Source organism: Paenibacillus soyae, assembly GCF_024623455.1.
Taxonomy (GTDB): Bacteria; Bacillota; Bacilli; order Paenibacillales; family Paenibacillaceae; genus Pristimantibacillus; species Pristimantibacillus soyae.
On record NZ_JANIPJ010000041.1, the window covers coordinates 1 to 20,882 of the forward strand.

At 58.2% G+C, this 20,882-nt stretch carries 19 protein-coding genes and 1 pseudogene; 13 read left to right on the forward strand and 7 right to left on the reverse strand.

Annotated features, from left to right (window positions below; all coding sequences use genetic code 11):
- Positions 1-402: 402 nt before the first annotated feature.
- The 5 genes from NQZ67_RS29465 to NQZ67_RS29485 form a co-directional block, all read right to left on the reverse strand.
- On the reverse strand, positions 403-657 hold the full coding sequence (locus tag NQZ67_RS29465; protein ID WP_257453024.1) for an HPr family phosphocarrier protein: 255 nt from the start codon (positions 655-657) through the stop codon (positions 403-405).
- A 27-nt stretch (positions 658-684) separates the two neighbouring features.
- On the reverse strand, positions 685-2,106 hold the full coding sequence (locus NQZ67_RS29470; protein WP_257453025.1) for an NAD-dependent malic enzyme: 1,422 nt from the start codon (positions 2,104-2,106) through the stop codon (positions 685-687).
- Between the two features lie 34 nt (positions 2,107-2,140).
- The gene (locus NQZ67_RS29475) at positions 2,141-3,667 is read right to left on the reverse strand and encodes a tripartite tricarboxylate transporter permease (protein WP_257453028.1); all 1,527 of its coding nucleotides are present in this window, start codon (positions 3,665-3,667) and stop codon (positions 2,141-2,143) included.
- A gap of 20 nt (positions 3,668-3,687) precedes the next feature.
- Positions 3,688-4,143, reverse strand: a complete 456-nt coding sequence (locus NQZ67_RS29480; RefSeq protein ID WP_257453029.1) for a tripartite tricarboxylate transporter TctB family protein — start codon at positions 4,141-4,143, stop codon at positions 3,688-3,690.
- A gap of 66 nt (positions 4,144-4,209) precedes the next feature.
- Positions 4,210-5,223, reverse strand: coding sequence for a Bug family tripartite tricarboxylate transporter substrate binding protein (locus tag NQZ67_RS29485; RefSeq protein WP_257453031.1), 1,014 nt, complete (start codon positions 5,221-5,223; stop codon positions 4,210-4,212).
- Between the two features lie 245 nt (positions 5,224-5,468).
- Between NQZ67_RS29485 and NQZ67_RS29490 the strand changes: the two genes are divergently transcribed.
- Together NQZ67_RS29490 and NQZ67_RS29495 are read left to right on the forward strand one after the other, a co-directional pair.
- Positions 5,469-7,067 (forward strand): ATP-binding protein, encoded by a 1,599-nt coding sequence (locus NQZ67_RS29490; protein WP_257453033.1) that lies wholly within the window; start codon positions 5,469-5,471, stop codon positions 7,065-7,067.
- Entirely contained in the window at positions 7,064-7,750 is a 687-nt protein-coding gene (locus NQZ67_RS29495) for a response regulator (protein WP_257453035.1), read from the forward strand. The genes NQZ67_RS29490 and NQZ67_RS29495 overlap by 4 nt, the downstream gene beginning before the upstream one ends.
- Positions 7,751-8,081: 331 nt before the next feature.
- On the opposite strand, the gene pepT is transcribed toward NQZ67_RS29495, so the two are convergent.
- Positions 8,082-9,314: a peptidase T gene (gene pepT, locus NQZ67_RS29500; RefSeq protein ID WP_257453061.1), complete on the reverse strand. Its 1,233-nt coding sequence runs from the start codon at positions 9,312-9,314 to the stop codon at positions 8,082-8,084.
- Positions 9,315-9,421: 107 nt separating this feature from the next.
- Between pepT and NQZ67_RS29505 the strand changes: the two genes are divergently transcribed.
- The 3 genes and pseudogenes from NQZ67_RS29505 to NQZ67_RS29515 all read left to right on the forward strand — a co-directional run.
- Complete coding sequence (locus tag NQZ67_RS29505) at positions 9,422-10,351, forward strand: phosphotransferase family protein (RefSeq protein WP_257453036.1); 930 nt, start codon at positions 9,422-9,424, stop codon at positions 10,349-10,351.
- A 78-nt stretch (positions 10,352-10,429) separates the two neighbouring features.
- Positions 10,430-10,819 carry a hypothetical protein gene (locus tag NQZ67_RS29510; protein WP_257453038.1) on the forward strand — a complete coding sequence of 130 codons (390 nt, stop codon included), beginning with the start codon at positions 10,430-10,432 and terminating at the stop codon, positions 10,817-10,819.
- A 98-nt stretch (positions 10,820-10,917) separates the two neighbouring features.
- Positions 10,918-11,061 (forward strand): annotated as a pseudogene (locus tag NQZ67_RS29515) (transposase); the annotation flags it as partial.
- A 133-nt stretch (positions 11,062-11,194) separates the two neighbouring features.
- Here the strand turns inward: NQZ67_RS29515 and NQZ67_RS29520 are convergent.
- On the reverse strand, positions 11,195-11,407 hold the full coding sequence (locus NQZ67_RS29520; protein WP_257453041.1) for a TM2 domain-containing protein: 213 nt from the start codon (positions 11,405-11,407) through the stop codon (positions 11,195-11,197).
- Positions 11,408-11,655: 248 nt separating this feature from the next.
- On the opposite strand from NQZ67_RS29520, the gene NQZ67_RS29525 reads away from it, so the two are divergent.
- The 8 genes from NQZ67_RS29525 (at position 11,656) to NQZ67_RS29560 (ending at position 20,349) form a co-directional block, all read left to right on the forward strand.
- Positions 11,656-12,690 (forward strand): agmatine deiminase family protein, encoded by a 1,035-nt coding sequence (locus tag NQZ67_RS29525; protein ID WP_257453043.1) that lies wholly within the window; start codon positions 11,656-11,658, stop codon positions 12,688-12,690.
- A 16-nt stretch (positions 12,691-12,706) separates the two neighbouring features.
- Entirely contained in the window at positions 12,707-13,597 is an 891-nt protein-coding gene (aguB, locus tag NQZ67_RS29530) for an N-carbamoylputrescine amidase (protein WP_257453046.1), read from the forward strand.
- A gap of 96 nt (positions 13,598-13,693) precedes the next feature.
- Positions 13,694-14,824: an acyltransferase family protein gene (locus NQZ67_RS29535; protein ID WP_257453048.1), complete on the forward strand. Its 1,131-nt coding sequence runs from the start codon at positions 13,694-13,696 to the stop codon at positions 14,822-14,824.
- Between the two features lie 379 nt (positions 14,825-15,203).
- The gene (locus NQZ67_RS29540; protein ID WP_257453051.1) at positions 15,204-15,869 is read left to right on the forward strand and encodes a response regulator transcription factor; all 666 of its coding nucleotides are present in this window, start codon (positions 15,204-15,206) and stop codon (positions 15,867-15,869) included.
- Positions 15,866-16,987 carry a sensor histidine kinase gene (locus NQZ67_RS29545; RefSeq protein WP_257453053.1) on the forward strand — a complete coding sequence of 374 codons (1,122 nt, stop codon included), beginning with the start codon at positions 15,866-15,868 and terminating at the stop codon, positions 16,985-16,987. The genes NQZ67_RS29540 and NQZ67_RS29545 overlap by 4 nt, the downstream gene beginning before the upstream one ends.
- 121 nt (positions 16,988-17,108) lie before the next feature.
- Positions 17,109-18,053, forward strand: a complete 945-nt coding sequence (locus tag NQZ67_RS29550) for an ABC transporter ATP-binding protein (RefSeq protein ID WP_257453055.1) — start codon at positions 17,109-17,111, stop codon at positions 18,051-18,053.
- A gap of 31 nt (positions 18,054-18,084) precedes the next feature.
- Complete coding sequence (locus tag NQZ67_RS29555; protein WP_257453057.1) at positions 18,085-19,194, forward strand: ABC transporter permease; 1,110 nt, start codon at positions 18,085-18,087, stop codon at positions 19,192-19,194.
- Entirely contained in the window at positions 19,195-20,349 is a 1,155-nt protein-coding gene (locus NQZ67_RS29560; RefSeq protein ID WP_257453059.1) for an ABC transporter permease, read from the forward strand.
- Positions 20,350-20,882 lie beyond the last annotated feature (533 nt).

Genomic DNA, 20,882 nt, shown 5'->3' on the forward strand with positions numbered 1-20,882 from the left:
TAGAAACCGACTCCTTTGTTTTGTAGCTCTGATTTGGTATTTAATGGTTGTTTCTCAAGCTCCATTATTTCCAAATTAACCTACGTAGAAGCAAAGTGGATGTCGGTTTCGTTCATTATAACTATTTGCGCTAAAATCGCATTTATGGATTCTTAACGGAACAGAGCGCTCTTATTCCCCTCGATTGGCGCAGAATCACGATGAAATGGTGCAAATAACGGCGTTCAGTTCCATAAGAGGCCACATTCCACCAGAAATTTAGGGAATAACGTCTGTGAGTTCCGTAAAAACATTATGTTATTCTGTTACCTGCTGAATGCTGGCAGAAGCGGCAAAATGGAAAGGGCTGTCCGAGAAGAGACCTGCAGTTACTGCAGGACTTCCTGGACAGCCCTTCTTGCGTTAAGATGGCTTGACGACGAGCTCCGCTTGCAGATGATGCCTGGCGAAGACGTCCAGCATGGCTGCTTTGGCTTCGGCTTCGTCGGGACCGTGGATGTACAGCCGATAGGTCTGGTCGCGGTACAGCGTCATGCTCAGACCTAGAATGCTCTTGGCGTCGACGTAGTGATCCTCGCCGACGACGAGCACGATGCTGGACGAGAACCCGTTCGCCGTCATATTAATGTCTACGATCGATCGAATGCTGCTCTTCATCCTCGTAGCCTCCTATTGTCCGATTGCTTACCGGTATTCTCTAGGAATTCTGCGGGCAACGCCCGTGCGGATCGCCGCCTGAATGACCAGATCCCGGATGCCGCTGACGACCTGCTGATTGAACACGCTCGGAATGATGTAATGCTTGCCGCGTTCCTCGTCCGTGACGACGCGCGCAATCGCTTCGGAGGCCGCGAGCTTCATCTCTTCGTTGATGGTCTGCGCCCTGCAATCGAGGGCACCCCGGAAGATGCCCGGGAAGCAGAGAACGTTGTTGATCTGGTTCGGATAATCCGAGCGTCCCGTCGCGATAACGCCCGCGATATCTTCTACTTCCTCGGGCAGAATTTCCGGGGTCGGGTTCGCCATGGCGAAGACGATCGGCCGTTCGGCCATGGCGAGCACGTCCTGCCTCTTCAGAATGCCGCCCGCCGACAATCCGATGAACACGTCCGCCCCGCGGATGACCTCTTGCAGCGAGCCGCTCAATCGCTCCGGATTCGTATGCCTCGCGTACCACTGCCAGACGGGATTGTCGTAAACCGTGTCTGCCGTAAGAGCGCCGGCGCGGTCGACGCCGATGATGTTCCGCACGCCCGCGGACATGAGAATCTTGCTGCAGGCCACGCCCGCGGCGCCGACGCCGCAGACGACGACCTTGATGTCGGCGATGGACTTGCCGACAACCTTCAGCGCGTTGATCAACGCGGCGTACAGCACGACGGCGGTGCCGTGCTGGTCGTCATGGAAGACGGGAATATCGAGCTCCTCGCGGAGCCGTTCTTCGATCTCGAAGCAGCGGGGCGAGGAGATGTCCTCCAGGTTAATGCCGCCGAACGCAGGAGCAAGCGCTTTGATGGCCGCGATGATGCTTTCGGTGTCTTGCGTATCCAGACAGATCGGGAAGGAATCGACGTCGGCCAGCTGCTTGAAGAGCATCGATTTGCCCTCCATGACCGGCATCGCCGCGTACGGCCCGATATTCCCGAGCCCGAGCACCGCGCTGCCGTCCGAGATGACGGCCACCGTATTGCGTTTGACCGTTAACGTGAACGCCTTGCGCGGTTCTTCGTGAATGGCCATGCAGACCCTTGCGACGTCCGGCGTGTATACGCGGGACAGATCGTCCCGGTTCTGAATAGGGGACTTCAGCTTCGTCTCGATCTTCCCGCCTAAGTGGAGCAGGAAGGTGCGGTCCGAGAGATGGAGCAGCCGGATGCCCGGCATGCTCCTCATTCTATCCGCGATGACTTCGATATGGGCGGACTCGACGACCGTTATCGTCACGTCGCGAACGGTTACCTGCTTGCCGGTCTGAATGACGTCGATGGCGACGATGTCGCCTCCCGCCTCGACGATCGCAGAGGCGACTTGCCCGAAGTTGGCTTCTTCCGTGTTCATCTCGATGCGGGCGATGACGCTTTTGCCCCCTAGTGTATTCGTGCGCATATAGGTTGCCTCCTCATTGGGTAACGTTTGGCTGCTAGCCTTCTTCGTTCACGACGACTTCCTTGCCTCTGCGCTTCAGCAGAATCGGGACCGCGATCCATAATGCGGCGATGATCAGGAAAACGAGCGACATCGGCTTCTGCAGGAAGATCATGAAGTCCCCGTTCGACGTGGTCAGCGCCCGGCGCATGTTGTTCTCGATCATCGGACCGAGGACGAGGCCCAGCACGAGAGGGGCGAGCGGGTAGTCATTGCGGGCCAGCAGGAAGCCGGCGACGCCGCAGCCGAGCAGCAGCATAAGGTCGAAGATTTGCGCCTGAACGGCATAAACGCCGAAGATGGAAATCGCGATAATGATCGGGATCAAATATTTGGCCGGCGTCTGAATGACCTTGGCGAACACCTTCACGAGCGGCATGTTCAGCACGAGAAGGAGCAGGTTGCCGATCAGCATGCTCGCGATCAATCCCCAGGCGACGTCGGGATGCTCCTCGAACAGTAGCGGGCCCGGCTGGATGTTGTACATGATGAGGGCCCCCATCAGAATCGCCGTCGTGCCGGAGCCCGGGATGCCGAGCGTCAGCAGCGGAATCATGGCGCCTCCGGATGCCGCGTTGTTGGCGGATTCGGGAGCGGCGACGCCGGCGATGTTGCCTTTGCCGAACGAGCTGGGATTCTTGCTCAGCTTCTTCTCCACGATGTAGCTGAAGAAGGAGGCAAGCGTGGCGCCGGCGCCGGGCAGAATGCCGATGAAGAAGCCGAGCACCGAGCCGCGGGCGATAGGCCCCGCGCTGTCCTTCAGATCCTTGCGGGTCGGAAGAATGCGGCCGATCTTCGAAGTGGCGCCGGCGCCGTAATCCTTCTCCAGGATCGTCTTGAACACTTCTCCCAGCGCGAACAGGCCGACGGCGATCGTCAGAAATTCGAGGCCGGAGTAGAGCAGCGGGATGCCGAACGTGAACCGGGCCACGCCGGATACCGTATCCATGCCGATCGTGGCGAGCAGCAAGCCGGTCACCGTCATAATGAGCGCCTTCGTAATCGACTTGCCGGCGAGTCCGCTAACCGCGCACAGGCCGAGCAGCATCAAAGAGAAATAATCCGCCGGACCGAACTTGATGGCCACGTCCGACAGCGGCTGCGCCAAGGCGATGAGCGCTATAAGCGCGAACAGGCCGGCCGCGAAGGAGCCGATGGCGGATATGGAGAGAGCGGCCCCCGCCCGGCCCTGCTTGGCCATCTGATAGCCGTCCAGCGTCGTGACGACCGATGACGATTCGCCTGGCGTATTGAGCAGGATCGAGGTCGTCGATCCGCCGTACATGGCGCCGTAATAGACGCCTGCCAGCAGGATGATCGAGCTGGTGGCCGCCGCTTCGGGAGGCAGGCCGCCCGTCATCGTGGCCGTGACCGGAATCAGAAGGGCAACGCCGCTCATGGGCCCGATTCCGGGAAGCACGCCGACCGACGTGCCGATCAGCACGCCGATCAAAGCGAACAACAAATTATGCCATTGCAAGGCGGTTGCGAAGCCGCTTGCCAAGTAATCGAGTACGTTCATTCAATTGTCCTCCCATCCGTTCAAGATAGCCAAACCGGGAAGCCTGGCATGGAGCCTTCCAGCAATACGACGAATACCACGTAGACGAGAATGGAGAAGAGGGCGGCGATCAGGACCGATCTCAGCCACTTGCCTCTCTCGATCGTCTGGAAAGCGAAGAGCAGGAACGCGAACGTCCCGATGACGTAGCCGATCGCTTCGAGGAAAAACGCGTATAGAACGGCGGCTCCGAAAATCAACAGAAAACGCTTGTAATCGAGCTGCTCTTTCTGGCGCTCCGCGGATTTGGTTTTCAGCACCTCGTAGAACAGCCGGATGCTGAGCAGCACGAGGGCGAGTCCGAGGCCAAATGGGAAAATATTAGGGCCGACGGTGCTCCCGTAAGCCGAAGAGCTGATACCCGCGCTCTGCCACATGAAGCCGATGCCGAGAAGGAGAAACACGATGCTGGCGTAGCGGTCGAATGTTTTGTTCAAGGTGACGCACCTCCTTAATCATGGGAAAGGGGAAGGAACGGCAGCGCTCCCTCCCCTGTACGCGAATTACTTCTGCATGCCAAGCGCCGTAAGCAGCTCTTGCACGTCTTTCTCTTGTACTTCCAAGAAGGCTTTGAAGTCGGCCGAGTTCTTGTATTCGCTCGCCCAATCATTCGCTTTAAGCTCTTGCTGCCAGGTCTCGTTCTCCGAGAGCGATTTCAGCGTGGCGTCCCAATAAGCGACCTGCTCCTCCGTCATGCCCTTCGGTCCGAACACGCCGCGCCAGATCGTGAACTCGGCATCCAGCCCGAGTTCCTTGAGCGTCGGAACATCCTTGAAATCGCCGCCGAGGCGCTCATTCGAAGTAACCGCCAGAATTCTGATCTTGCCCGCCTTCAGATAGCTTCCGAGGGAAGAGATGTCCGTGCCGATCGCGTCGGCATTGTCGCCGAGCAGAGCTGCGATCGCTTCGCCTCCCCCGTCGTAGGACAAATATTTGACCGTCTTCGGATCAATGCCCGACTTGAAGGCCGGCATGATGCTGATCAAGTGGTCCATGGAGCCGGGAGCGGAGCCGCCCGCCATCGTCACGGCTGTCGCGTCCGCCTTGATCGCGTCGATCAGCGCCTGCAGATCGCCGAATTCGGAGTCGGCCGCGACGGCTATCGCGCCGTAATCGGTCGTCAGTTGCGCAAGAGGCGTGACATCCTTGTAGCCGTAAGGGCTGTTGCCTTCTTTCTTCAATTGGTTGATCAAGATGGGCGGCGAGCTGACGAACAGCTTGTAGGGATCGTCGTTGTCCTTGGCCACGTACTCCCCGAGGAATACGGTGCCGCCGCCGCCCGGCTTGTTCTCGACCGTCATCGTCTGCTCGACGAGCTTCGTCTCGCCCAGCACCTTGGTCAAGGAGCGAGCCGTTTTGTCCCAGCCGCCTCCGGCTCCCGACGGAGCCGTGACCACGAACGGCTTGCCCGGATAATCTTTGCCGCCGGCGTTTCCGCCAGCCGTGCCGCATGCGGTCAGGCTTAAGGCGAGGACGAGCGATGCTGCTATCATTTTGAAGCCGTTGCGATTAACCATGAATGAATGCCTCCTTTGGAATCCAACGGAACGCTTACATTTGAAAGCGCTTTCCGTAATGGGATGCCTTCATCCTACCATCGGCTCCGCTTGCTTGAACAGCATTACAACATAAGTTGAAAAAGCGCCATTCCGGACATTTTGTTCATAAAATTTACGGCCGTTCCGACTGGAAAAGCTTTGATCGGGGGAGCCTGTAGCTTACAATAGGGGAAAACGGGACGCTGCCTTGCGGAGGAGAATGAATGCGGTTACAAACGAGACTTATTTTACTCATAGGGGGCTTGCTCTTCCTTATCATCCTGGCGTTAACGTTCAGCTTCGAGCGGCTGCTCGTCTCCACGCTGGAGAAGAACATCGGGGCGTCCGCGCTGAAGCTGGCGAAGACGGTGGCGCTGATGGATACGATTCGCTATGCCTTCGACGACGAGAGTCCTACCGAGAAGATTCAGCCGATCGTGGAGAAGATCCGCATGGAGACGGACGCGGAATATATCGTCATCGGCAACCGGGAGGGCATTCGCTACGCCCATCCATTGACGGACCGTATCGGCAAGGAGATGGTCGGCGGCGATAACGGGCCGGTATTGGCGGGTGAGTCGATCATCTCCAAGGCCGTTGGCTCGATGGGCCATTCCTTACGGGGGAAAACGCCGATATATGACGATGACGGGAATATAATCGGTATTGTCTCGGTCGGCATTCTCATGAAGGATATCGAGGCGTCGGCGCAGGCTTACCGGAATCGGGTGATCGTTTTGGCGGGGCTGGCCATTCTGGTTGGCTGCTGCGGAGCCATCGTGATCGCCTCCGGCGTGAAGAAGTCGATCCACGGGCTGGAGCCGAAGGAGATCGGTCTGCTGTATCAGGAGAAGAAGGCGATATTGGAATCGATTCACGAAGGGATCATCGCGATCAATACGGAAGGGATCATTACGCTGGCCAATCATGCCGCGACGGCGCTGATCGATCCTCTGGAGCGGGAGGATGTCACGGGACGGCATATTCTGGATGTCATCCCGGATTCCCGAATGATGGTCGTCATTCAGACGGGCGAGGCGCAGAGAGATCAGGAGCTGCTCATTAACGACAGCGCGGTCGTGGCGAACCGCGTCCCGATCTATGACCGCGAGCAGCGGATCGTCGGCGCCGTATCCAGCTTCCGGAACAAGTCCGAGCTGCTGCGCCTGACGGAGGAGCTGACGCAGGTGAAGCGGTATACGGAAGCGCTTCGGGCGCAGACGCATGAATATTCCAATAAGCTGTACACCATCTACGGGCTCATTCAGCTGGAATCGTATCAGGAAGCGATGGACCTTATCACGCATGAGACGAACGTGCATCAGAGCCTCATTCATTTCCTGCTTCAGGAAATTCCGGATCCTATTATCGGAGGCATTCTAATCGGCAAGTTCAACCGCGGCAGCGAGCTGAAGGTGAAGCTGGACATCGACCGGGACAGCAGGTTCAAGGATATTCCCGAGCACATTAGCCGCAACCAGCTGGTCGCGATTATCGGCAACCTGATCGACAACGCGATGGACGCCGCGTTAGCAGCGGATTCGCCAGACAAGTGGGTGAAAGTTTACTTCTCCGACGAGGGGGAGGAGCTGCGAATCGAGGTGTCGGACAGCGGGGCCGGCATCGGCGAAGAGACGGCGGAGCGGTTGTTCGAGCTCGGCTACTCGACGAAGAAGGGGAACGGAAGAGGCTTCGGCTTGTCCATCGTAAGCGGCGCCGTTCTGCAGCTGCGGGGGCATATTGCGTGCCGGAACGCTCCGCAGGGAGGCGCGGTGTTCACGGTCGTCATACCAAAAGGCAAAGGAGGAACGGGAGCCGTATGATACGGGTCGTCATTATAGAGGATGATGTTCGCATCGCGGGCATCAACCAGCGCTTCGTCGAGAAGGTCGAAGGCTTTGAGGTCGTCGGCATCGCGACGGACCGGGAGCAGGCGAACGAGCACCTGGATATTTTGGAGCCGGACTTGGTGCTGCTCGATCTTTATTTCCCTGATATGTCGGGACTGGAGATGCTCCAGCATATTCAGCGGAACTATCCGCATACGGACGTGATCATCATTACCGCGGCCAAGGAATTCGATACGGTGAGGGAGGCGATCCGCGGGGGCGTGTACGACTTCATGATTAAGCCGGTCGTCTTCGACCGGTTCCAGGAGAAGCTGAAGGCGTACCAGAAGTATCATGAGCAGATGCAATTGCTCGGCGGCGCGAACAAGCAGGTCGACCAGCAAGGCATCGATCAGCTCTTGTGGGGAACGGGCGACCGCTCCGACAAGGACGCGTATCTGCCCAAGGGCATCGACCGGATTACCAGCGAGAAGATTCTCGCTTACGTGGAGGGCGGCGAGGAGCTCTGGACGGCCGAGGAGCTCGGCAAGCGCGGCGGCTTCAGCCGCACGACGGCGCGGCGTTACCTGGAATATTTCGTGGAGAAAGGCGTGCTCGTCGCCGACACGTCCTACGGCACGGTAGGCCGGCCGGAGCGGGTGTACCGGAAGGTTTAGACTGGTACTGGCATTTCGGGTTCGGGGGCGGACTCAACGGCCGCATATCCAAGCGAATGGGAAGGATCGCAGCAGAGATGATGCAAACGTGCAGGATTTTGAAACATGCATGGCCGTACGAGAGGAAAATCAAGCCAATTTGCAGCATTTTCGGGCCATTCTCGGTAAAAGTTTATTTGTCGGCGCAAATTGATGCATCTTCGCAGAATTTTCGGAATGGGAGCAGGGTTGCAAGAAAAAATGATGCATTTACGCAGGAAATATATTGAGGATGGCATGACCGGAAGCAAAAACCCGCGAACAGGATGTTCCTGCTCGCGGGTTTTCACGTTTAAGCCTTGGCTTCGTACAGTCGGACGATCTCGACGATCGTCTTGACGGCCAGCTCCATATGGTCGACGGAGACGTATTCGTAGCGGCCGTGGTAGTTCATGCCGCCGGTGAAGATGTTCGGCGTCGGCAATCCCATGTACGAGAGCTGGGAGCCGTCCGTGCCGCCCCGGATCGGCTCGACGATCGGTTTGATGCCGAGATTCGTCATCGCCTCGTGCGCGATGTCGACGACTTCCTTGACCGGCTCGATGCGCTCGCCCATGTTGTAATACTGGTCCTTCATCTCGAGCACGATGCGGTCCGCGCCGTATTTGGCCTGCAGCCCTTCGACGATAGTCGCCATCAGCTCCTTGCGTCCCTCGAACTTCTCCCGGTCGTGGTCGCGAATCAGGTAGCGGAGCTCCGCGCCTTCCACGTCGCCCTCCAGCGATTGCAGATGGAAGAAGCCTTCATAGCCTTCCGTCAGCTCCGGCGCTTCGCCGGCCGGCAGCTTGCCGTTCAGCTCGATAGCGAGCTTCAGCGCGTTGATCATCTTGCCTTTGGCGGTGCCGGGATGGACGTTTTTGCCGCGGATCGCGACGCGCACGCCGGCGGCGTTGAAGCTCTCGTACTGAAGCTCGCCTAACGGGCCGCCGTCCATCGTGTACGCGTACTTCGCGCCGAACGCTTCGACGTTGAATTTGTGTGCGCCGCGCCCGATCTCCTCGTCCGGCGTGAAGGCGACGCGGATCTTGCCGTGCTTGATCTCCGGATGGGCGATGAGATAAGCCATCGCCGTCATGATTTCCGTCATGCCCGCTTTGTCATCGGCGCCGAGCAGCGTCGTGCCGTCGGTCGTCACGAGCGTGTGGCCTTTGTAGCCCGGGAGCTCCGGGAATTCGGCAGGGGACAGGACGATGCGCTGCTCCTTGTTCAGCACGATGTCGCCGCCGTCGTAGTTCTCGACGATTTGCGGATTGACGTTCGCGCCGGTCATATCGGTCGCCGTGTCCAGGTGCGCCATGAAGCCGATCGTCGGGACATCCTTGTCCGTGTTGGCCGGCAGCGTGGCGAAGACGTAGCCGTTCTCGTCGATCGCGATTTCCGTCATGCCGATCTCCTTCAGCTCTTCGGCCAACATGTTGCCGAGCGTAAGCTGGCCGGGCGTAGACGGGCAGTTCGGGTTATTCTCGTCGGATTGGGTATCGACCTTAACGTATGTAAAAAACCGTTGAATCAGCTCTTCTTTCATGGACATGATCGGATCAGCTCCTATATTGGTGTACTCCTTAAGAAGTATAATATAAATAGCGCGTCAAAAGAAATGAAAGGCATTGCGCACGGGAAGGCGGGGGGACAGTGGAAAATCGGGACGAAAGGGAGCGGCGTCTGCTGCAGGAGGCGGCGCGGCGTCTTGTTCCGGGCGGCGTGCTGACGGAGAGCAGGAGCTTGGCGGGAGGCGTGTCGGCCGTCACGACGTATATGGAGGTCTCGTCGCCAGGGGGAGCGGCGAGCCGCTATGTGATGCGCAGACATGGAGAAGCCGACAGGAAGCGGGATCCGCATATCGCCCGGCACGAGTTCAAGCTGCTGAAGCTGCTCCATTCGCGCGGGGTCCGCGTCGCTGAGCCTGTTATGGCCGACGAGTCGGGAGAGCTGTTCCCCGAGCCTTATATCGTGGCGGCATTCGTGGAGGGGGAGACGGCGTTCGAGCCGGCCGATCCCGTCCATGCTGCAAGGCTGCTCGCGGAGCAGCTGGCGGCTATTCATCGGATAGACTGTTCGCGAACGGAGGTTCCTCATTTATCAGATATCTATGATCGGGCAGCAGACAATCTGAGGGCACGACCGGAGCAGCTGGACGATTCGCTTGGCGAAGATCTCATCCGCGCTAAGCTGGAGCCCGTCTGGCCGAAGCTTTCGCGGAACGCAGGCGCGATTCTGCACGGCGACTTCTGGCCGGGCAACGTGCTATGGAAGGACGGGCGGATCGCCGCCGTCATCGACTGGGAGGACGCGGCCTGGGGCGACCCGCTGTCGGACGTCGGCAACGCGCGGCTGGAGCTTCTATGGGCATACGGCGCCGAAGCGAAGGACGCGTTCACGGAGCGCTACCGGGAGAGGATGCCTGAGCTTGCGTACGATGCTCTCCCCTATTGGGACTTGTACGCCGCGCTGCGTCCGGCCTCCCAGCTATCCCATTGGGGACTGCCGCCCGACACCGAGGCTCGCATGAGGCAGCGGCACGCCGAGTTCGTGCGGCAGGCGATGGGTAAGGCGCGGAGTTGAACGGAATCTCTGGCGGCAAGCAACTAAGCGCCTTCCTCGAACGTTTTCTACTTGCAGACATAAAGGAGGACAAGCGAGTTGAACAAATCCCTATTAGCCATTATTTGCAGCATTATAATCGGGGGAGCCATTCTGGGCGGGCTGTTGACAATCAACACAACGATCGCGAATAAACCGCAGCCGCAGCAGGCGCCGTCGCAGATACTAGTCCCGCCAGCAACAGCTGCGACCGAATTCACCCATACCCCCGTTCTGAGCAAGACGGAGCTGGCAGAATATCTCCGGCTCCCTATTGAAACGATCGACGTCATTCTGAAGGGAGACGCGGCAATTAGAAAACAGATGTCCACCTATGACTCCTACCGCTTCTTGCCGCATTATAAAGCGCCGGGCGGGGATATCGTTTTTATGAAAAGCGAAGTAGACAAGTGGCTTCAATACCAGACATTAAACGCCGTTGCCGAATAAGGAGAGCCCAGCAAAGCCGGGCTAACGCCCGGTCAGCCTGTTGATAAATGTGTGGCAAGACAGCAGGGAATGGGTCAAGCAGACAAACTGTTGAGTGAAGTTTCGCGGGTGCCAAAGAGCTCCACGGGCTTCGCTATTTCCGGTTTCGGGGACAGAAAAAAGTCCTGGAACAGGCATTGATGACCGCCCTCGTTCAGAACGTAAAGAAGATCGCCAACCACCTAGCCAAGCAGGTAGGGTAAGGCGATCTTCTTCGATTTCATACACTCATCTTTAAACGAATAACCTACTCTGTACAACAAAGCCCCGGAAACCAGGGCTTTGTCAACAGCTTGAGAAGACCATAGCCTAAGCTACGGACTTCTGCTCGTTATATTATGGCTTCAACACGTGGCCTTGCTTGTCCTTAAACGAACCTACGGCAATCATAATAATATCGACAAGCGCCCAGATGCCGAAGCCACCCATTGTAAGCAGCTGCAAAATCCCAGTTCCGATCTTGCCAACATAGAATCTATGAATGCCCAGCGTTCCCAGCAGGATCGACAGGATCAACGCTGCCACAAACGATTTTTCACTCTTAATCATATCTGCAGTTCCCCTCTTTGTTGTGTAATGGTTCAAGTATTCCTCCCCCATCTTACAACACTGCGATTGGATGTATCATTAGTAAAAGAATGGGGAATTATTCGCATCCCCGATTGCGATTCATACTTCGACGAATGGATAAAACCGGCTGTCTTCTCCATTGTGACAGACGTCCATTTAGTATATGATATTAGGGTAAATCGGGGCTCCCGGAGCCATAAATACAAGATACCGATACGGAGGAAACGATGAATCCCAGAGATCTGAACTATAGCATGCCCGCCGAGTGGGCGGAGCATGAGAGAACCTTTATTTCCTGGCCGGTGCAGGCCTCGATGGTCCATCCGGAGAATTACGCGGCCGTCACGGATGCGTACGCCGAGATTATTACGGCGATGGCGGAATTCGAGCCGGTCACGGTTGTCGTGAATCCGGACGACCAAGCGAAGGTGGCCGAGCGTTTCGCGGCATACCCGAACATCGACCTGCTGCCGATCGAGCATAACGACGCCTGGCTTCGGGACAACGGTCCGACGTTCCTGCTGAACGAACAGCAGGAGCTGGCCGGCGTGAACTGGGGCTTCAACGCATGGGGCGGCAAATATTCTCCGTGGGACCTCGACGACGCGGTCGCGGGTCAAGTGCTGAAGCATGTCGGCGTCCGCCAGTTCGACGCTCCGCTCGTCATGGAGGGCGGCTCCATCCACGCGGACGGCGAAGGCACGCTGCTGACGACGGAGGAATGCCTGCTGAACGTGAACCGCAACCCGCAGCTGAAGCGCGAGCAGATCGAAGAGCTGGTGCGCAACTACGTGAACGTCGATTCGGTCATCTGGCTGAAGCGCGGTCTTAGCGGAGACGAGACGGACGGCCACGTGGATAACATCGCGTGCTTCGCCGCGCCGGGCAAGGTCATTCTGCAGGTATGCGACGACCCGTCCGACGACAACTACGAGATTACGCAGGAGAACCGCCGCATTCTCGCCGATGCGGTCGATGCCAAAGGGCGCAAGCTCGAGGTCATCGAAATTCCGCAGCCGCCATACAGGGAATACGAAGGCGACCGTCTGACGCTAAGCTACCTGAACTTCTACTTCGTCAACGGCGGCATCATTCTACCGGTGTTCGGCGGAGCGGCAGAGGAGACGGACCGGAAGGCGGAGGAGATTCTGGCGGCGGCATTCCCCGATCGCCGAATTCGCAAAGTAAACGGCATGGGCATCATCGCCGAGGGCGGCAACGTCCACTGCACGACGCAGCAGATGCCTGCCGGCAAACGATAGATAGGAGGCCACGCATATGATTAGCAAGCCAAGAATGGTGAAGGTAGCGGCTACGCAGTTCAGCTGCTCCAATGACCGCGACGAGAACATCCGCAAGGCGGACAAGCTCGTGCGCGAAGCGGCGAAGCAGGGCGCGCAGATCATTCAGCTGCAAGAGCTGTTCGAGACGCCTTATTTCTGCCAGAAGGAGAAATCCGATTACTACATCTACGCGACGACGCTGGAGGAGAATGTGGCGATCAACCACTTCCGCGAGGTGGCCAAGGAGCTCCAGGTCGTGCTTCCGATCAGCTTCTACGAGAAGAAGAATAACGCCCGCTACAACTCTCTTGCCGTCATCGACGCCGATGGCGAAATTCTCGGCCGTTACCGCAAGAGCCATATCCCGGACGGCCCGGGCTACGAGGAGAAGTTCTACTTCAATCCCGGCGACACGGGCTTCAAGGTATGGAACACGCGTTACGGGAAAATCGGCATCGGCGTATGCTGGGATCAATGGTATCCGGAAGCCGCGCGCTGCATGGCGCTGATGGGCGCCGAGCTGCTGTTCTACCCGACGGCGATCGGCTCGGAGCCGCAGGACGGCTCGATCGACTCGAGAGATCACTGGCAGACGTGCATGCTCGGGCATGCGGCGGCGAATCTGGTGCCGGTTATCGCGTCGAACCGCGTGGGCACGGAGAGCGACGATGAATCCAGCATTACGTTCTACGGCTCGTCCTTCATCGCGGGCAACGCGGGCAACAAGATCGTCGAAGCGGGCCGCGATGAGGAGACCGTCCTCGTGGCGGAGTTCGACCTCAACTTGCTGGAGACGCAGCGCATCGAGTGGGGCATCTTCCGCGACCGCCGTCCGGACCTGTACGGCATCATCGCGTCCTACGACGGCGAGCTTCGGATCAAGTAAGCCGCGCTAAGCCAAGGGCTGTCCCGTTGAGCATTCGCTCGGGACGGTCCTTTTTTTCGGTCCTGCAAGCCATCACACGGGAGGAGAACACTCCGAATGTCCACACCTAGCCTTCCGCTTCGGCGAGAGCAAGTCCGCCGCTACGATATCGACTGGCTCCGCAACGCGGCGATCCTGTTATTATTCCCGTTCCACGCGTCGAGGCTGTTCGACCACTGGGACCCCTTCTACGCGAAAAACGAGGAGCTCAGCTGGGCTCTCAGCTATTTCATCGCGTTCGCTTCCATCTGGTTCATGCCGCTCCTCTTCTGGCTGGCCGGCTCCTCGAGCTGGTACGCGTTAGGCGGCCGAACGGGCGCCGCCTACGCGAAGGAGCGCGTCATGCGCTTGCTGATTCCTCTCTTGACGGGGGTGCTGCTCATCGTGCCGCCGCAAGGGTATTATGCCTTGCTGACGCTCGGCGAATCGCCGGGCTCGTACTTCCGTTACTTGGGATCGTTCTTCACCGACTTCAGCGATTTGTCGGGCTATACGGGCGGGTTCACGCCGGCGCATTTATGGTTTATTTTGTACTTGTTCGTGTTCTCGCTGCTGCTCCTGCCCCTGTTCAGGCGGTGGCGATCGGACAAGGCGGCGCCCGGACTGGAGAAGCTGTCGGTCATCATGAGCCGGCCGATCCCTTACGTGCTGCTCGCTCTGCCGCTCTCCGCCACGAAGCTGCTGCCGGATCCGGGAGGACAGAACCCCTTCTACTTCATGGCGTTGTTCGCCATCGGTTTCCTTGCGGTGTCGAATCCGCGCTACCAGGCGATGTTCGACCGGTATTGGAAGCCGTTCTCGCTGCTAGGCGTCCTGCTCTCGGGCTTCTGGGTCGCGGCGCTGGCGAACTCGTGGCTGAACGGGGCGGCGATGGAGCTCTTGCGAAATGCGGCTCTGCTTCTCGTTCTCGGCGCGCTGCTCGGCTTCGGACACGTTCGCTTGAACCGCAAGAAAGGCCTGCTCGCGTACATGAACGAAGCGGCGTTCCCGGTTTACGTCATCCACCAGACCGTTATTATCATCATCGGCTATTACGCGGTGGGGTGGGGACTGCCGCTCTACGGAGCTTTTGCTCTTATTCTTGTTCTATCATTCGCGTTATGCATCGCCATCTACGAGTTCGTCCTTCGCAGAACGGCCGTCACGAGGCTGTTGTTCGGGATCAAGGCTAGAAGCTTACGGAAATGAGAGGCGTTATTCGCCCGAAGAACGGGGCTTTTGCGAAGGCTAGCGGAACTGGGAGCCTTTATCGCTATCGATCTCCACAGATTCACCGTTAAAACAGGCAAATAACGGCGCTCCGTTCCCTTAGCATGAATCAAATGCGGTTTTTTCCGAAAATAAGGGCGCTCATTTCCGTTACAGTCGAAGCTGTTGGGGGCCGGGCCGCCACTGGCAAGAAAGGCACAGCCTCCTCCAATGAAGGCTGTGCCTCCTTTCGTTCAAGAGAATATTGCATCAATCTCCCTCGCGCAGCCGGCTTTTTTGCATGCCAGTAATTTACAACCTGCCCGGCCTGCGATAAGATCAAGTCAGATGAGGCAAGCGGACGGGAGTGTGGCAACGAATGAAAATCAAAGTGCTGATCGCCGACGATAATTCCTTCGTTCGGGAAGGCATGAAAATTATACTCTCGACCTTCGGGGATTTCGAGATTGTCGCGGCGGTGGCGAACGGCCTTGAAGCCGCGGAACATTGCGAGGCGCACGAGGTCGACGTGGCGCTGCTCGACGTGCAGATGCCGGTCATGGACGGCGTGGAGGCGACGAAGCGGATCGCCGAGCGGACGGGCGCGAAGGTGCTGATCCTGACGACCTTCGACGACGACCGCTTCATACAGGATGCGATCCGGAACGGGGCGAAGGGTTATTTGCTGAAAAACAACGATCCCGAAAAAATCCGCGACGCGATCCGCTCGGTTCACGGCGGTCACCGCGTGCTGCAGGACGTCGTGCTGGATAAGCTGGCGGCGGGCCTTCTGACAACCGGCAAGGAGCAGCCGAAGCGGGCGGAAGCCGGCGCGCATATCGACAAGAGCCAGTTCACCGCCCGGGAGCTGGAGATCATGTCCCTCATCGCGGAGGGGCTGTCCAACAAAGAGATCGCGGCCCGGGCCTTCCTCTCCGAGGGAACGGTCGCGAACCATATTAGCAACGTACTGAGCAAAACAGGGCTGGAACACCGGACCCAAATCGCCATTTATTATTTGACGGGAGAGGGCCGCAAGCTATGACGGGCGGAAGGAAGCAGGAAATTTGGATTTTGGCATTCAAATCCGCGCTGCTGCTGTACGTCGTCTTCCGCTCCTATGCAGAGGCCGGCGGAGCCTGGTATATCGCCTCGATCCTGTTCTATATGTGCTTGGAGCTGACGACGCACACGGTGCGGATTCCTTTGCTGCGTAACCTGGCGGGAGCGGCGACGATCCTCTTCCTCCTGAGCGTGTCAGACGAGCTGCATCCGCTGCTGTTCACGCTGGCGCCCATGGCAATCTACGGATTAGGCGCCGCCTTCCTGCGCTCGCCGATCCTGCTGTTCCTCCTCACGCTCGCGCCGCTGCCCTTCCTGCCGCCTGACGCGCAAGTCACCTACGGCTTCATCGGCGCCATCGGGTTCCTGTTCCAAGCCGCGCTCGGCGAATACGAGAGGACGATTGCGGCGCAGAAGCAGACGAGCGAGCAGCTGCAAGCGGATAATCTGCGGCTGACGAAGACGCTGGCGGAGAACGATGAATACCTCAAGCAATCGGCTTATACGATCCAGCTGGAGGAGCGGAGCCGGCTGTCCCAGGAAATCCACGATAAGATCGGGCATGCCATGACCGGGGCGCTCATCCAGATGGAGGCCGCGAAGCGGCTGCAGGCTACGGACGCGGAGAGATCGGCCGAGCTGCTCCAGAATGCGATCACGATCTCCAAGGAGGGCATCGAGACGATCCGGCAGGTGCTGAAGAACATGAAGCCTCTATCCGAGCAGCTCGGAGTGAACCGGATGAAGCTGTTCGTCGAGCAGTTCGAGGGGTCGCATGGCCTGAAGACGGTCGTCACGTTTGCCGGGGATATGGACCGAATCGAGCCGATTCACTGGAAGATCATCCAGCAGAACGTGACCGAAGCGCTGACGAATACGGTCAAATATGCCGGCGCCACGTCCGCCGCGATTCATATCGAGGTGCTTCGCACGCTCGTCAAGGCCAGCGTGACGGACAATGGGGCGGGCGCGGCGAAGGTGGTCAAAGGGCTCGGGATCGCCGGCATGGAGGAGCGGGCGGCGGCCGTTAACGGCCAAGTGATCGTGGACGGCTCGCGCGGATTTTCCGTCACGACGCTGCTCCCTTTCGCCGGAGCGTGAGAAAACCGAATACCAAAACATGAGAATTCTCATGTCGAAGGATGAACTCGTGCACTTCCGGCGGGTTCTTCTTTTTTTGTACGATAGAGGCAGGCAAAGAAAACGCGGGAGGGAATTACAAATGAACGTTCTGGAGCTTAAAGAATTGACGAAGAAGTTCGGGGATTTCGCGGCGGTCGACCGGCTGTCGCTGACGGTCAAAGAAGGGGAAATATTCGGTTTGCTGGGAGCGAACGGCGCGGGCAAAAGCACGACGATCAACATGATCGCTTCGCTGCTGCCGTCCACCAAAGGGGAGATCGAGCTGATGGGCCGCATTATTGCGAAGAATGCCAAGTTCGCCAAAACGAATATCGGTCTCGTGCCGCAGGAGCTCGCAATTTACGAGGAGATGACCGCCTATGAGAATGTCCACTTTTTCGCTGGCCTCTATGGACTAAGAGGTTCGCTGCTGAAGAGCAGAGCGGAGGAGGCGCTGGCATTCACGGGTCTCCAGGACAAGAAGCGGAGCTACCCCAGGGATTTCTCGGGCGGGATGAAGAGGCGCCTCAACATTGCCTGCGCGATCGCGCATCGGCCGAAGCTGATCATCATGGATGAGCCGACGGTAGGGATTGATCCGCAATCGAGACGCTATATTCTGAACTCCGTCAGGAAGCTGAACGAGATGGGCAGCACGATCATTTATACGAGCCACTACATGGAGGAAGTCGAGGAGCTGTGCACGCGCATCGCCATCATCGACCACGGCAAGACGATCGCGGAGGGCACGAAGGAGCAGCTGAAGTCAATCATTACGGATCGTAAGACGGTCGGCATTTCGGTACGTTCAACGGAAGGGCTGCAGATCGACAAGCTGTTGGAAATTGCGGGAGTCCGCGAAGTGGAGCTCGATGAAGAACGTCGGACGGTGACGATCGCCTCCGATGCCGAGGTGAACAATTTGAACCGCATGATCCAGCAGCTGCTGGAGGACGGAATGGAAATTCGGGCGGTCGACGAGCGGCAGCCGAATCTGGAGACGGTGTTCCTGACGCTTACGGGACGGAGCCTGCGGGACTCATGACAGAAGATAACGGAAGAAGGAGGCGGATGGGATGAATGTATGGCGCATAGCGATAAAGGAGTTAAAATGGTTCCGCGACCCTAAAATGCTTGTATTTTTGCTGGCGACGCCGATCCTGCTCATGCTTATTCTGGGCACGGCGCTGTCGGGCGCCTTCCAGGGCAGCGCCGCGGTAGGGGATATACGGGTGTTGTACGGGGCGTCGGATGGGGCGGCCGGCGCTCGCTTCGAGCAGTGGCTGGGGGAGTCCTCCAGCGTGGAGGGCATCGTCTTCGAGAAGTCGGAGAAAGAAGAGGATGCCGCCGTACAGGACGTGAAGAACGGGCTGTATACGGGCTATGTCGCGCTGGAGAGCGGCGGCGTTACGTATTACGGAAGCAGCCGGAGCGTCATGGAGAACGGCATCGTGCAGGGCATGCTGACCTCGTTCGCCGAGCGCTTCAAGCTGGAGACTGCAATCCCGGATGCCGCTCAGGCGGAAGGCTCCGCGGCGGGCGCGGGGATCGTGAAGGAAACTTCGCTGCAGGGGCCGAAGCGTCCGGGGGCGATGGATTATTTTGCGATTGCGGTCACGACGATGTGCATCATGTACGGCGCCGCATCAGCCGGGCAATTGATCGACATGGAACGGATTCGGAATACGGCCTCGCGCTTGCTCGCTTCTCCCGTGACGAAAGCCGAAATTTTCGCGGGCAAAATTATCGGGACGCTGCTGCTTAATGCGATAACCATTGCCATCGTCGTGCTGATCAGCCGGTATATGTACGGCGCGAATTGGGGCAGCAACTGGGGAGCGGTCGCGATCGTGCTCATGTCTCAAATCACGTTTGCTCTTAGTCTGGGGCTTGGCATCAGTTATTTGGTCAAAGGCAAGGCGGCCGGCATTATCATCATGACGATCATTCAGCTCGCGGCGTTATTCGGCGGGTCGTACTGGCAAATCGAGGATAACGGCGATTTTGTCAGCAAGCTGTCGGGCTACTCGCCGATTACTTGGACGAATGAAGCGTTGCTTGGCGTTATTTACGGCGGCGGCGAAGGTTTAATGCCGGCATCGGTAGCGGTGCTGCTGAACATGGGCTTATCGGTCGTCATGCTGGCGGCCGCGGCATGGATTATGCGCAGAAGGGTGGGGCTGTAAATGAAGGATACGCTATGGCTCATTCGGAGAAATCTGGTGTCGATGGGGAGAAGCTACAAGAGCTTGCTGTTATATTTGCTCGCGCCTGTCATTGGCATCACGCTTTCGTTCCTGATCTATGGAAACGAGAAGCCGGCCGATCTGCGGCTCGGCATCGCGAATCTGGACGGAGAGCAGCCGGTGGCGCAGGATCTGATCGGCTTCCTCGAAGGAATCGAGGGAATGAAAATTACGTTGATGGCCGATGAGGCGGAAGCGAATTCGGCGGTTGTCGGAGGCGATTCGGACGCGGCGATCATCGTGCGGAACGGCTTTGCGCAAGGCATCCAGACCGGGGAGGCGGGCGGCGATGTTGAAATCGTGACGCTCCAGGATTCGGCGGTCGCGCCGTATATAAGATCGTATATCGATCCGTATCTCGGCAACCTGGAGTCGATTGCCAAGACGGCGGCCGGCAGCCCGGAAGCGTTCGCCGAGGCGTACGCGAAGGTGCGGGGAGAAGCGTTCCCGGTCGCCATGGAGCTGGCGGACGACCGATCCGTGCAGCGGGACATGACGAATCGCGCCATTGGCTATCTGATTGTCTTCATGCTGTTCTCCGCCATCAACCTCTCGTCGTTCATGATCAAGGAGAAGGAGAACCGCACGTATTTCCGACTTGTCGCGTCGCCGCTGTCCGGGAGGACGTACGTCGCCTCCAATATCGCGGTGAACCTCTTGCTGCTGCTCGTGCAGATCATCGCCATGCTTGCCATCATGAACGGGATATTCGGCATCAAGCCCGATGTGCCGCTGTGGCAGCTCGGCGCCATGCTCTTCCTCTTCGCTTCCGCAGCCGTCGCATTGTCGCTTGTCGTGGTCGCATTCTCGAGCAGCTCCATGACGGTGAACGCGGTCTCGAACTTCCTGATCATCCCGTCCTGCCTGCTGGCGGGCTGCATGTTCCCGGTCGAGCTGATGCCGGAGTCCATCCGCGACATCGCGAGCTTCCTGCCGCAGCGCTGGCTGCTGGAAGCGGTCAATCAGCTGCAGCTCGGCGCTTCGCTGCCGGACCTTGCCCTCCACGCGCTGATCCTGCTTGCTTTCACGGCGGTGTTCGCGCTGGCCGCTATTTACAAGTTCGGACATAACCGGGATACGAGGACTTATATTTAGTTGTATTCCGAGACGATATATCCCTCGTCCACGGCGAATGGAGGAACTGAGGTAAGCGTGCTGAGAGCCGTGAGATGTGCAATTGGGGTAACTGGATGAGTAGAGTAAGCTTTAGCGCTTAAGGAACAGTTTGCGGATGGGGGAAAGCGTGGAGTAACCCTTCTAGACAGAGAAGCAAGTAGCGGCGTGGAGCGGATCTTGAATCGGTTGGCGCTGGGAGCGTGAAGGGAATGGCGGTGTGGGATATGCGTGAGTCGAGGATAGGGCAGTTGCCAGCAGCTGCCCCCGCCCCATACTGGATATAGCCTTGAAAAAAAAAGTGCCCAAAAGTACCGTTATTTTTAAGCTAGCTGGGCGATTAATCAGGAATAGCGGCGAAAATAACGTTATTTTCGGGCTAGGATGGCCTGCGGCGGTAGCGTCAAGAAGTTTGTGTAAGCTTGTAGAATATCCATCTGGGATGGATCAATGAGGTGCCAGGCGGGGGAGGAGGCCTCCTCCCCCGCCTGGCCACCTGCCACCTTTTTTTGTTA